Consider the following 12,353-nt stretch of genomic DNA (forward strand, 5'->3'; position numbering starts at 1 on the left):
GGGAAGGTGTGCACGAAAGCCGTCGGCCGACCGGGGGAATCCCCTAGCCGAGGGATTCGTGGACGAAGCACCAGCGCCAGTACTCGCCGGGCTCGATCGACTGCATCACCGGGTGGTGGGTGACCAGGAAGTGCTGGGTCGCGTGGCGGCGCGGCGACGAGTCGCAGCAGGCCACATGGCCGCATGCGAGGCATTGGCGCAGATGCACCCAGTCGGTGAACCCGCCCTCCTTGCACTCCGGACAGCCGTCCACCGCCGGCGGCTCAACCTTCTCGGCCGCTTCCAGATGCACGCAGGTCACAGGTCCCCCCGCTCAAGCAGTGACTCTTCCAGGTCCATGTCGCGCTGCGCCTGGCGCAACGTCTCCTCCGGGATTCTCCCCGAGTCGCGCGCTTTGCGGAAAACCTCGCGCTCGGCGCGCAGCATCTCGCGGCGCAGGCGGGCGTAGGCGGCGGACGGCGTCTCCCGGTCCGAGCGGCCCAGGCGCTCCCAGGCCATGTTGGAGCGGGACAGGGCCATCTGGCGCAGCCGCTCCACGACACCCTCGGGCGCGTCGCCGGCGATCTCCTCGAGGCGGTTCTTGCCGGCTCGGGTGGCCTCGTGCTGTACCGAAGCCTCCGCCAGGGCATCCTCGGTCCGATCGTCGCCGGGCACCTTGAGCCAGCGCGCGACCGTCGGCAGGGTTGCGCCCTGCAGGACCAGTGTGGCCACGATGACGCCGAAGGCCAGGATGACGAAGAGGCCGCGAGGGTACGGCATCCCGTCCGCGAGCGTCGCCGGCAGCGAGAGCGCCGCGGCGAGGGTGACCGCCCCGCGCATGCCCGCCCAGGAGATGACGGCCGGGGTGGCCAGGGAGGGCGACGGGTCGCGGCGGCGGACGCTGGGGATGAGACGGGCGAGGTACGTCGTCGGAAAGAGCCACACGATCCGCGCCACGATCACCACGCCGACCACGGCGGCCAGGGCGCCCGCGGTGAACGCGAACGAGCGCTCCACGTCGGCGATGAGGGCGCGCAGTTGCAGGCCCACGAGGAGGAACACGGCCCCCTCGAGCAGGAACTTCACCATCCGCCAGAAGGCGTCCATCTGCAGGCGGGAGGCCGCCGACATCAGGGTCGGCATGCGGTGGCCCAGCGACAGGCCGCAGACCACGACCGCGACGACCCCGGAGGCGTGCACGGCCTCGGCCGGCAGGAACACCACCCAGGGCGTGAGCAGCGAGACCGCGTTGTCGATGAGCGGGTTGCTGACCCGCTTGTGCACGAATCCGATGAGCAGCCCGCCGGCCACGCCGAACGCGACGCCGCCGATGACCGCGATGGAGGCCTGCTCGGTGATCGACCAGCCGTCGACCGCCTCGCCGACCGCCGCGGCCACCGCGACCCGGAGCGTGACCAGGGCGCTCGCGTCGTTGATGAGGCTCTCGCCCTCCAGGACGGTGACCACGCGCCGGGGCAGCCCGATGCGCCTCGCCACGGCCGTGGCCGCGACCGCGTCGGGCGGCGCGACGACGGCGCCCAGAGCGAAGCAGGCGGCCAGCGGTACGGCCGGCAGCAGCATCTTGAGCGTGAACCCCACGGCGGCCGTGGTGAACAGCACGAGCCCGACCGCGAGCAGCAGGATCGGCCGCAGGTTGAACTTGAACGCCGGCACCGAGGTCTCCAGCGCCGCCACGTAGAGGATCGGCGGCAGGATGCCGATCAGCACGACCTCGGGGTCGAGCTCGATCTCGAGCAGCCCCGGGACGAACGAGATCACGATGCCGACGACGACCAGCAGAATCGGCGACAGTACGCCGATGCGGCGCGCGAGGACAGAGGTCGCGACCACGACCGCGATGAGTCCGACGACGTTCCCGAGCCCGTGCACGGGCGAAGCTTATCCACGCCGCCGCTCGCCACCGTTACGAGTGACAGGCGCCACAGGGCGGGTCGCCGAACGGCACGGGTGACCGGCGCGTGCGCGAGCCCGTGCGGGCCTGAGAGACTGCTCCCGCACATGCAGTAAGCCGTGACCTAGGGGAGGATCGTCCTCATGTGTGCCGCGCGGCAAATACTCCTGCCCTCCGGGCCGGTGTGAGCATGGCCGACGTCAGCACGACCGTGGATCTTCGCCACCGGCGCATCGGACCGATCGCCGGCGAGCGGATCCGCGTGCTGCTGGTCGAGGACGACCCCGGCGACGCGTTCCTGGTCCGCGAGCTGCTCGCCGAGGCCGACGCGCCGTTCGACGTCGAGATCGCGCAGACCATGCGCGAGGCGCGGCCCCGCTTCCGCGACGTGCACTGCATCCTGCTCGACCTCGGGCTGCCCGACGCGAGCGGCCTGGACGGGCTGCGCCAGGTGCTGCAGCACGTGTCGGGCGCCGCGGTCTGCGTGCTCACCGGGCTGGAGGACGAGCACCTCGGCACCGCGGCCGTGGCCGAGGGCGCCCAGGACTATCTGGTCAAGGGGACGGTCGACGGCGCCGGCCTGGCCCGCGCGGTGCGCTACGCGGTCGAGCGCAAGCGCGCCGACGAGCAGGCCCGGCTCCTGCGCGAGTCCGAGCTGCGCCAGGCCGAGTCGGCCCGGCTCGAGCGCGGCCTGCTCCCGCAGCCACTGATGCGCAATGTGCCCGCCGACCTCTTCAGCATCTACCGCCCCGGCCGTGACCGGGCGCTGCTCGGCGGCGACTTCTTCGACGCGATCGGGGTCGACGACGGCAGCCGCCTGCACCTGCTCATCGGCGACGTCTGCGGCCACGGGGTCGACGAGGCGCCGCTCGGCGTGGCGCTGCGGGTCGCCTGGCGGGCCCTGGTGCTGGCCGGGGTGCCGGAGGAGCAGGTCCTCGACTCGCTGGAGCAGGTCCTCGTCGCCGAGCGCCGCACCGACGAGCTGTTCGCGACCGTGGCGGTCGCGACCGTCGACCTGCGCGCCGGGATCGCCCGCATCCGCCTGGCCGGCCACCCGCCGCCGATCCTGATCTCCGGGGACCGTGCGGTCCCGTGCGACGTCGACCCGGGCCTGGTCCTGGGCGTCATTCCCGGGATGCCCCGGCCGCCCGCCGAGATTCCGCTGGGCCCGCCGGGGCAGTGGTCGCTGCTGCTGTACACCGACGGGCTGATCGAAGGCTCGGCCGGCCCGGACGCGGCGCCCGGCGACCGTCTCGGCGTCGACGGGCTGTGCCGCGTGCTGACCAGCCCGGTCCGCGCCGAGCCCCGGGACCTGCCCGGCTGGCTCACGCTGCAGGCGGAGGCCCACAACGGCGGGCCGGTGCAGGATGACATCGCCGTGCTCGTGCTGACTCCATCGAGGACTTCATGACCCCCTCCAACTGGTCGCTGTGGCGGCGCATCACCGCACTGTGCGCCGTCGTCGCCGGCCTCCTCGTCGTGATCGCGGTCAGCGCCACCGCGACGGCCACGGCCAACCGCAGCGAGACCGGGCAGGTGCTGGACCGCCTCACGCCCGCGCTCGTCAATGCCGAGCGGTTGTACTCCCAGCTGCTGCGCCAGCAGTCCAGCGTCCGCACGTTCCTGCTCACCGGCAAGGACTCCGACCTCGACAACTACCGCGACGCGCAGGGCCAGGAGGCCGCGATCCTCGCCGACACCCGGCACCTGCTGGCGGACGAGCCCAAGCTGCTGAGCACCGTGGACGGGATCGCGGCGGCGACGGCGCGGTACCGCCGCGAGGTCGCGGAGCCGCTGATCGCCCAGACGCGGGCGGATGGGGTGAAGCCGGAGACGGCCGCCCCGACCGACCAGGCGCGGGCCGTCTACAACGACGCCGCCGGGCGCATGAACGCGCTCTCGGGGCAGATCGTCACGCGGCGTGACGAGGTCGCCGGGCAGGTGCGCACCACCGGCAACGTGCTCGTGCTGCTGCTCATCTTCGCCGCCGTCGTGGTCGTCCTGGCCGGCGTGGCGCTGGCGCTGCTCCTGCGCCGGCTGGTCACGCGCCCCGTCACCGACCTGGCCGGCGAGGTGCGGCGGGTGGCGGGCGGCGACTACGAGTACCAGATCCGCAGTTCTGGTCCTCCGGAACTGACGGCGCTGGCCGACGACGTCGACACCATGCGGCGGCGGATCAACGCCGACCTCACGGACGTGCAGGAGGCGCGGCGGCTCGTCGAGGAGGCCAACCGCATGCTGGAGCAGCAGGCGGCCGAGCTCACCCGGTCCAACCGGGACCTCGAGCAGTTCGCGTACGTGGCCAGCCACGACCTCCAGGAGCCCCTCCGCAAGGTGGCGAGCTTCTGCCAATTGCTGCAGCGACGGTACTCCGGGCAGCTCGACGATCGCGCCGACCAGTACATCGGGTTCGCCGTCGACGGGGCGCAGCGCATGCAGCGGCTCATCAACGACCTGCTCGCGTTCTCCCGCATCGGCCGTCTGACCAGCGGGTTCACCGACGTCGACCTGAACAAGGTGGTGCTCGACGCGTCCGCGCAGTTCGACGCGCAGCGCGAGGCGACCGGCGCCGAGATCATCTTCACCGACCTGCCCGTCGTGCGCGGCGAGGAGCCGCTGCTCGGCGCGCTGTTCAGCAACCTCATCGGCAACGCGATCAAGTTCCGCCGCCCCGACGTGCCGCCGCGGATCGTGATCGACAGCACGGCCGGCGACGGGGAGTTCGAGATCAGCGTCGAGGACAACGGCATCGGCATCGAGCCCGAGTTCGCCGACAAGGTCTTCGTCATCTTCCAGCGGCTGCACGCCAAGGAGACGTACCCCGGCACCGGCATCGGCCTCGCGATCGCCAAGAAGATCGTCGAATATCACGGCGGGCGGATCTGGATCGATCCCTCGCCGCGCGAAGGTACGCTGTTCCGGTTCACGCTGCCCGCAGCCGTTCCCGCTCTAGAGGAGTCTCCCGCATGACCGCGCCAGTGGAATCGTCCCTGCCGATCGAGGTGCTGCTGGTCGAGGACGACCCGGGCGACGTGCTCATGACGCAGGAGGCGTTCGAGGAGCACAAGGTCCGCAACAAGCTCAATGTGGTGCAGGACGGGGAGGAGGCGCTGGCGTACCTCCGCCGCGAGGGCAAGTTCGCCGACGCGACCCGGCCCGATCTCATCCTGCTGGACCTGAACCTGCCGCGCGTGGACGGGCGAGAGGTGCTGCAGGTCATCAAGGAGGACCATGACCTGCGGCGTATTCCGGTCGTGGTGCTGACGACCTCGCAGGCGGATGAGGACATTCTGCGCAGTTATTCGCTGCACGCCAATGCGTACGTCACCAAGCCCGTGGACTTCGACAGTTTCATCGCGGTGGTCCGGCAGATCGACGAGTTCTTCGTCAGCGTGGTCAAGCTGCCGCCGCGGGGCTGAGTTCGTCGGGTTTCAGCGCGAAATGTCGGGCGCTGCGCGCCACGACATTTCGGATTTTTCGCCTGTCGGGGTAAAAATGCGATAAGTCCGATCACGCAGTGTCGGACTTATCGGAAATGTCGGCTGCTGTCGGTCTCCTCGCTGTTGGCCTGCGGCGCGGTAACGCGGAACGGCAACGGCTCCGAGAGCAAGTGGGAGATCCGGCCGCGGAGAGCGACAGGCTCGCGGGACAGTCGCGGCGGGAGGCTCGGCTCCGCACGAGTAGCTGCTGCGGAAGGCGGGCCGCTCGGGAAGGTGCGGAGGGTTGGCCGCGCGAGCGGGTGTGGCGGGGGAGCTGGCCGTGCGGGAGGGCGCTGCGGAAGGCGGGCCGCGCGAGCGGGTGTGGCGGGGGAGCCGGCCGTGCGGGAGAGCGCTGCGGAAGGCGGGCCGCTCGGAAGGGTGCCCTGCGGGAGGGTTGGCCGCGCGAGCGGGTGTGGCGGAGGAGCCGGCCGTGCGGGAGAGCGCTGCGGAAGGCGAGCCGCTCGGAAGGGTGCCCTGCGGGAGGGTTGGCCGCGCGAGCGGGTGCGGCGGAGGAGCCGGCCGTGCGGCAGGGGCGGGCCGCTCCGGCAGGTGCCGTGTGAGAGGGCGCCGCGGAATTGGGAGAGGGCGCCGCGGAAATCGGGAGGACCGACCGAGCGGGTGCGGCGCAAGAGCCCGCCGTGTCCGAAGGTGCCGGTGTGTCGTCGACGGGAATGACGAACGGCCCGCGTCCCTCGAAGGGACCGGGCCGTCGCGGTAGGCGGAAGCGTTACTGGTTGGCCGCGTGCACCTCGGCCGGGTTGTGCGCCGGCACCGGCAGCTCGATGCCGTGCGCCCGCTCCCAAGCCTCGATCACCGCGGACGTCACGTGCGTGCGGAAGTAGTCGTTCGCGCTGAGGCGGTTCGTCACCGCCTCCTCGCTCTCGGCGAGCAGGCTGCCCGTCACCAGGTGCACGCCGTTCTGCACGGCGGCGCTCAGGCGGCGGTGGCCGTCGATCACGTAGTAGTCCTGGCCGCTGTGGCCGATCGTCAGCGGCTCCAGGTCCTCGGGGGCGGCGCCGGCCAGCTCCTGCGCGAGGGTCTCGTCCGCGAAGTCGATCTCGCGCGTGGGGTAGATGCGCATCGGGTCGAGCAGCAGCAGCGGCGGGCGCTCGCGCAGGATGTCGGTGCCCAGGCGGCCCTCGAAGGCGGCCTGCACGGCCGAGACGACCTGGTCGGGGTTGGCGCGGGTGGAGTCGGCGACGAGGTCGTAGTTGCGCAGGCGGTACTTGTCCGCGCCGTACCGCGTCAGGAACCGCATCCGCTCGCTCTCGCTGCGGCTGTGCAGGTTGCGCTTGGCCTCGTCCAGCGACGCGTAGTTCTCCACCTCGGAGTGCGGGCGGGCCAGCACGCGCCGGGCGGCCTCGTTCGGCTCGGTGATGAGGTGGACCTTGAACGCCTCGTGGAAGAAGAACCAGGCCAGCCGGCTGTCGACGATGAGCTGCTCGCCCGACTGGGCGATCTCGGTCTGCAGGCTGTCCACGGCGCTGTCGATCGCGTCGTCCAGCTCGGCGTGGAGGTTGAGCTGCAGCGCGGTCATGCCGCGGCGCTGGGCCATCTCCCGGTACATGTCGCCGACGCTGATGCGGCGCAGGCCGAGCCGGCTCGCGAGCGCGACGGAGACGGTGGACTTGCCGCTGCCGAGGTCTCCGTTGATGACGACCGACCGGTGATTGCTCATGCGCAAACTCTCCAGGTAGTGAGGCGTCGCGAGCCTAACACGCTCCTGGTGCAGGCCTTTTCGTCGTGCTACCCAGGCGGTACCGAAGGGATTCGCCCGAACGGGCCGCCCTGATCGGGAAACCGGAGGAAACCTCGGACGCGCCATGTGGCGGCCATGGAGCTGGCTGGTCGCAGCCGGCGCGACGGCCGAGCGGGCACCGGCCCGCTCGGGATCACCTGAGGAAGAGCGCGGCGATCTTCGGCAGGTGCTTGCGTACCTCGTTGTCGTCATCGTCGTCCCAGTCGTCCTCGACGAGCGGGGCGACCTGCCCGGTCCGGGCGCGCAGCAGCATCGGGTAGTCGTCGGTCTCGCCGTACAGCTCCTCGGCGAGGTCCTCGACCTCCCGCGGGGCCAGCTCGTGCGCCGCGAGGTCGCCCGCGGCCACGGCCCGCACCACCGGGTCGTCGGCGAGCGCGTCCGGGTCGGCGACCGCGCGCTCGTAGGTGTCGCGGCCGCGCGCGATCAGCCCGTCCACGAACGCGTCGGCGTAGCGGGCCACCACCCGGCCGGTCGCCCACATGGCCGAGGAGTTGGCCCGGGCCTGCAGCTGGGTGCGGTGGGCGTCGAAGTCCAGCAGCTCGCTCTTGTCGAGGGTGGCCAGGCGCATCCGCAGCGCGGCCGTGAACCGCTCGGCGAAGCCCGGGGTGACGCGGTCCCCGGCGGCGGACCGAGCACCGTCGATGATCGACCAGAAAGTATCGCTGTCCACGGCAGGCAAGTCTTGCACGACCCCGCAGCTCCTGGAAACGGCGCGCGGCCCGGCTTAGGCTGCGCCCATGAGCGAGCAGGTGGGGGTGCTGCTGCGGCAGTGGCGCGAGCGGCGGCGGCTCAGCCAGCTCGAGCTGGCCAACCAGGCCGAGGTCTCCACTCGGCACCTGAGCTGCGTGGAGACCGGCAAGGCGCGGCCGACCAGCGCGATGATCCTGCGCCTGACCGAGCACCTCGACGTGCCGCTGCGCGAGCGCAACACCCTGCTGCTGGCCGGCGGCTATGCGCCCGCCTACCCCGAGCACGGCCTCGACGGGCCGGCGCTGCGGCAGGTCCGGGCCTCGCTGCGGCAGGTGCTGGCCGGGCACGAGCCCTACCCGGCCGTCGTGGTCGACCGCGGCTGGAACCTGCTCGAGGCCAACGGGCCGCTGCTGCGCATCACCGAGGGGGCGGCCGAGCACCTGCTGCGCGGCCCGGTCAACGTGCTGCGCCTGTCGCTGCACCCGCAGGGGCTCGCGCCGCGGATCGTCAATCTGGACCAGTGGCGCGGGCACCTGTTCGCGCGCCTGCGCCGGCAGATCGCGGCGACGGGCGATCCCGCACTGCGCGACCTGCTCCAGGAGCTGCAGGGGTACCCCGGGGGAGAGGCCCCCGCCGCCTCGCACGACGTCGTGGTCCCGCTGCGCATCCGGCTCGGCGAGGAGGAGCTGCGCCTCTTCGGCATCACCGCGGTCATCGGCGCCCCGCACGACGTGACGGTCGCGGAGCTGGCGATCGAGTCCTTCTTCCCGGCCGACCCGGCGACCGCGCAGGCCCTGCGGCGCTGATCGGCGGGGGTCGAACCAGGGCGGCGACGTGGTGGCACGTTTCCGGGATTCGCGGCGGTGGCCGCGACCGTACCGTTCTTCATGCAAGGCCACACACCAACACCTTCCAAGGGGAGCGCACCATGAGCGACTACGACACCGGCGACACGGGCTACGACGGCGGCCAGGAGGTCGACTACGGCCAGTACGACGCCGGCCAGGAGCACGGCTCGCTGGACCAGATGCACCACGCCGCGGGCTCGGAGGCCGACGCCAGCAGCCAGTTCGGCGTGTACGAGGAGGGCCACCACGACACGGACTCGACGGACTTCTCGCAGGGGCACCACGTCGAGTACGACGCGCCGGCGGCCGTGCACTACGAGTCGGACGACTACACCAACTACTCGCACGACGCGACCTCCGACGACCACGTCTTCGCGGCCGAGGGCAGCCAGTCGTCGCACGAGGCCCAGTTCAGCGAGCTCAGCGCGCTGCAGGAGCGCTTCGACGCCGCGTTCGCCGAGGGCACCCAGTTCCACGCCGACGGTGGCGACGCCGAGATCGCGTCCAAGTAAGGCACCGCGGAACCTCATGGTGTGGCTTCGGCCCGGCCGGCGGATCAGCCCCGCCGGCCGGGCACCCAACCACACCCCGCGGCTACGGCACAAACGCACTTGGTTGTTCGACTTCGTCCGGGTGTCCGGGACTGTCCGGACATTCCCGGCCGCCCGCGCGAAGTCGGCCATCCGGGTGCGTTTTCGTGTCGGAGCCGCGACCGATCCTTGATCGTCTCGGCGGCGGTGGTCACAATCGCCGGCATGGGTTTGGGGGATTACGTGGGGATCTGGCGGGCGAAGCGGCGGCACCGGGGGGCGCAGCAGCAGCAGAACCGCAACCGGAAGCAGAACCGGAAGCGGCGCGACGACGGCGACTGCGGGCCGGACTGGCACTGCGACGTCTGCGACTGCAGCCCCATCATGCTCGGCTCGCTGCTGTCGCTCATGGCGATCTCGGCGCCCTCGCGCGCCCCGCGGCGGGACCCGGGCGGGCCCGGGCGGGCGGGGATGGCAGCGATCCGCGGGTACCAGCGCTTCGTCTCCCCGCATCTGGGGATCAAGTGCCGCCAGGTGCCCTCGTGCAGCAACTACGGCCTGCAGGCGGTCCAGCGTTACGGGCTCGTGGAGGGCTCGCGGCTCACCGCGGCGCGGATCAAGCGCTGCAACCCCTCGACGCCGCGCGGCACCGTCGACCAGGTGCCCTAGAGCGTCTCGAGAACGCTCCAAGACGCTCTAGGACGCACGGACGCAGCGCAGGCCGGAGAAGGTCATCACCGCCGGCAGCGTGAACGTGATCGCGGAGGCGGCCAGCGAAAGATCGGTCGCCCCGCCGGTGTTCCCGTGACCCCAGGTGGGGCTGAACACCGAGAGCAGCACGCCGCCGGCGACGAAGAAGGCGACCGTGGCGATCGCGGCGATCCCGGTCGCGCGCACGAACCGGCGGCCGACGTCGACGTAGCGGCTGCCGATCCCGCACGCCAGCGCGGCCAGCAGCGCCCCCACGACCACGGCGTAGGTGGCGTAGTCGACGGTGCGCGCCAGGATCAGGTACGCGCGGCCCGGCTCCCAGCTCCACGCCACCGCCGCGCGCCGCCACGCCACCTCGGAGACCAGCGCCTGGAGCGCCACCGCGGCGCCCACGATGATCGCGGTGCGCCGGCCCTGGGCCAGTGCCAGCTCGCGCTGATACTCGGGGGCGAGGGCGGCGACGGGGCCGAACTCCTCGACCGCGGCCCGCTCGGCGTCGAGGCGGTCCAGGCCGTCGGCCTCGTAACGCTGCGCGGCGTCGGCGAGCCCGTCGCGAGCCTCGGTGACCAGGTCCGCCTTGGCCGCGCGGGGGCCGCGCAGGGCGCCGCGCAGCGAGGCGACGTAGGCGTCGATGGGGCCGGCAGTCAGCACCTCCCCAGCATGCCGCCCGGGCGCGCGGCGGGCAGTCCGGGTTGTCCCTGACTTTCCCCGGGTGCTGGCCTCAGGTCCGGCGCGGCGTCCTCGAGCGCGAGGGCGAGGGCGGGCTGCATGGGTGAGAGGGTGCCGGGCCCCCCGTGGCGGCGCGGGGCCCGGCACGTCTCGCAAGCGTTCCGTCGTCCCCGTGTGTGTCGTCCATGCGGCGGCAGCAACCCAACGAGAACCGCTTCTGTGACCGGCATGACACATCGATCAACACTCCCGTGTCAAGAGATCATCCGAGCTAGGTGTCATTCGTCACCGAGGCTCTCCGAGATGCGCGCGGAGCGCGACCGCGAGATCTCCCTGGGTGCCCGCCCAGGCCGTGTACCCGTCGGGGCGGACCAGCACGCGGCGCTCGTGCGGGGCATGGAGGAGCCGGTCCTCGTACCCCTGCGGAGCCTCCGGCGCGAGCAGCACGTGCCGGCCCTGGCGCAGCAGCTCGTAGAGGCGCGCCCCGCCGAGGTCCACGTCGGCCTGGCGGGGCGCGTGCGGGTAGTCGATGCCGATCCCGGACACGGTGCCGGTCAGCCCCCGCTGCACCGCCGGGACGTGCAGCGCCAGCCCGCCGAGCACGTCGCGGCCGAGCCGGGCGCCGCGCGAGCTCAGCAGCGCGAGGCGGATGAGGCCGCCGCTGGAGCGCAGCACCGTCCGGCCGACGGCGTGCCGCTCCGACTGGTAGGTGTCGAGCAGCCCGGCCGGTGCCCAGCCCGCCCCCGCCGCGGCGAGCTTCCAGCCGAGGTTGGCCGCGTCCTGCAGGCCGGTGTTCATGCCCTGGCCGCCGGCGGGGGAGTGCACGTGCGCGGCGTCGCCGGCGAGGAAGACGCGGCCGGTGCGGTACCGCTCGACCTGCCGCTCGTCGCTGTGGAACCGTGAGAGCCAGCGGCACTCGCCCATCCCGAAGTCGGTGCCGAACGCCTCCCGGACCGTGGCCCGGACCTCCTCGATCTCCAGCGGCACCTCGTCGCCGACCTGGTGCCCGCGGTTCCAGGCGAAGACGCGATGCCACCCGTCGCCGAACGGCGCCACGAACGCGAACGCGGAGCCGACCGCGCTGACGGTGATCACGTCGGCCGGCGGGTCGGCGAGCCGGACGTCGGCGAGCATGAGCGAGCGGACCGCGGCCCGGCCCGGGAACGGCAGGCCGAGCGCCTCCCGCACCCCGCTGTGCGCGCCGTCGGCCCCGACGAGCCAGTCCGCCGCGAACGTGCCGCCGTCGGTGCGCACCTCGACGCCGTGCTCGTCCTGGCGCAGGCCGGTGACCGTGGTGCCGCGCACGATCCGCGCCCCGGCCTTGAGCGCGCGCTCCTCGAGGATGCGTTCGACGTTGTACTGCGGGGTGATGAGCACGAACGGGTACCGCGACGGCAGCCCGCCCAGGTCCACCGAGACGCGCCCGAACAGCCGCAGCCGGGCCAGTTTCGTGCCGGTGGCGATGACGTCCTCGGCGATGCCCCGGGCGTCGAACTGCTCCAGCGTGCGCGCGTGGACGGCGAAGGCGCGGGTCAGGTTCGACTCCCCGGCGCGGCGCTCCAGCACGGTCACGTCGGCGCCGGCGGCGGCCAGGTCCCCGGCGAGCAGCAGGCCGGTGGGGCCGGCCCCGGCGATGACGGTCCTCATGGCGTCTCCTTCTGGATCACGTTTGCCAACACATGTTGGCAAACGATTGTTGGCATAACCGCACACCGATGTCAACGAGTGGTGAAATCATGATCTCGCTTGACCTGAAGCCCTGTTGAGGTGCGACGT

Annotated in this window: 12 protein-coding genes; 6 read left to right on the top strand and 6 right to left on the bottom strand. The window is 72.2% G+C overall.

Annotated features, from left to right (window positions below):
• Window positions 1–43: 43 nt before the first annotated feature.
• The gene (locus tag ACQP2P_RS05685; protein WP_433613881.1) at window positions 44–301 is read right to left on the bottom strand and encodes a UBP-type zinc finger domain-containing protein; all 258 of its coding nucleotides are present in this window, start codon (window positions 299–301) and stop codon (window positions 44–46) included.
• A complete protein-coding gene (locus ACQP2P_RS05690; RefSeq protein WP_433613882.1) occupies window positions 298–1,869 on the bottom strand; it encodes a Na+/H+ antiporter in 1,572 nt (523 codons plus the stop codon). Before ACQP2P_RS05690 ends, ACQP2P_RS05685 begins: the two co-directional genes overlap by 4 nt.
• Window positions 1,870–2,081: 212 nt before the next feature.
• Between ACQP2P_RS05690 and ACQP2P_RS05695 the strand changes: the two genes are divergently transcribed.
• From ACQP2P_RS05695 to ACQP2P_RS05705, 3 genes are read left to right on the top strand one after another with little or no spacing between them, the layout of a single operon-like run.
• Window positions 2,082–3,302, top strand: a complete 1,221-nt coding sequence (locus ACQP2P_RS05695; RefSeq protein WP_433613883.1) for a PP2C family protein-serine/threonine phosphatase — start codon at window positions 2,082–2,084, stop codon at window positions 3,300–3,302.
• Window positions 3,299–4,861: a sensor histidine kinase gene (locus tag ACQP2P_RS05700; protein WP_433613884.1), complete on the top strand. Its 1,563-nt coding sequence runs from the start codon at window positions 3,299–3,301 to the stop codon at window positions 4,859–4,861. The genes ACQP2P_RS05695 and ACQP2P_RS05700 overlap by 4 nt, the downstream gene beginning before the upstream one ends.
• Window positions 4,858–5,310, top strand: coding sequence for a response regulator (locus ACQP2P_RS05705; protein ID WP_433613885.1), 453 nt, complete (start codon window positions 4,858–4,860; stop codon window positions 5,308–5,310). The genes ACQP2P_RS05700 and ACQP2P_RS05705 overlap by 4 nt, the downstream gene beginning before the upstream one ends.
• Before the next feature lie 787 nt (window positions 5,311–6,097).
• Here ACQP2P_RS05705 and ACQP2P_RS05710 read toward each other — a convergent pair.
• Both ACQP2P_RS05710 and ACQP2P_RS05715 read right to left on the bottom strand, forming a co-directional pair.
• On the bottom strand, window positions 6,098–7,048 hold the full coding sequence (locus ACQP2P_RS05710; RefSeq protein ID WP_433613886.1) for an AAA family ATPase: 951 nt from the start codon (window positions 7,046–7,048) through the stop codon (window positions 6,098–6,100).
• Between the two features lie 214 nt (window positions 7,049–7,262).
• A complete protein-coding gene (locus tag ACQP2P_RS05715; RefSeq protein WP_433613887.1) occupies window positions 7,263–7,799 on the bottom strand; it encodes a DUF4240 domain-containing protein in 537 nt (178 codons plus the stop codon).
• A gap of 67 nt (window positions 7,800–7,866) precedes the next feature.
• Between ACQP2P_RS05715 and ACQP2P_RS05720 the strand changes: the two genes are divergently transcribed.
• The 3 genes from ACQP2P_RS05720 (at window position 7,867) to yidD (ending at window position 9,866) form a co-directional block, all read left to right on the top strand.
• A complete protein-coding gene (locus ACQP2P_RS05720; RefSeq protein ID WP_433613888.1) occupies window positions 7,867–8,625 on the top strand; it encodes a helix-turn-helix domain-containing protein in 759 nt (252 codons plus the stop codon).
• Window positions 8,626–8,747: 122 nt separating this feature from the next.
• Window positions 8,748–9,179 carry a hypothetical protein gene (locus ACQP2P_RS05725; protein ID WP_433613889.1) on the top strand — a complete coding sequence of 144 codons (432 nt, stop codon included), beginning with the start codon at window positions 8,748–8,750 and terminating at the stop codon, window positions 9,177–9,179.
• A gap of 243 nt (window positions 9,180–9,422) precedes the next feature.
• Complete coding sequence (gene yidD, locus ACQP2P_RS05730) at window positions 9,423–9,866, top strand: membrane protein insertion efficiency factor YidD (protein WP_433613890.1); 444 nt, start codon at window positions 9,423–9,425, stop codon at window positions 9,864–9,866.
• A 27-nt stretch (window positions 9,867–9,893) separates the two neighbouring features.
• On the opposite strand, the gene ACQP2P_RS05735 is transcribed toward yidD, so the two are convergent.
• Complete coding sequence (locus tag ACQP2P_RS05735) at window positions 9,894–10,559, bottom strand: permease prefix domain 1-containing protein (RefSeq protein ID WP_433613891.1); 666 nt, start codon at window positions 10,557–10,559, stop codon at window positions 9,894–9,896.
• Between the two features lie 303 nt (window positions 10,560–10,862).
• Entirely contained in the window at window positions 10,863–12,224 is a 1,362-nt protein-coding gene (locus ACQP2P_RS05740; RefSeq protein WP_433613892.1) for an FAD-dependent monooxygenase, read from the bottom strand.
• Window positions 12,225–12,353 lie beyond the last annotated feature (129 nt).

The organism is Dactylosporangium sp. CA-139114, assembly GCF_050955725.1.
GTDB lineage: Bacteria > Actinomycetota > Actinomycetes > Mycobacteriales > Micromonosporaceae > Dactylosporangium.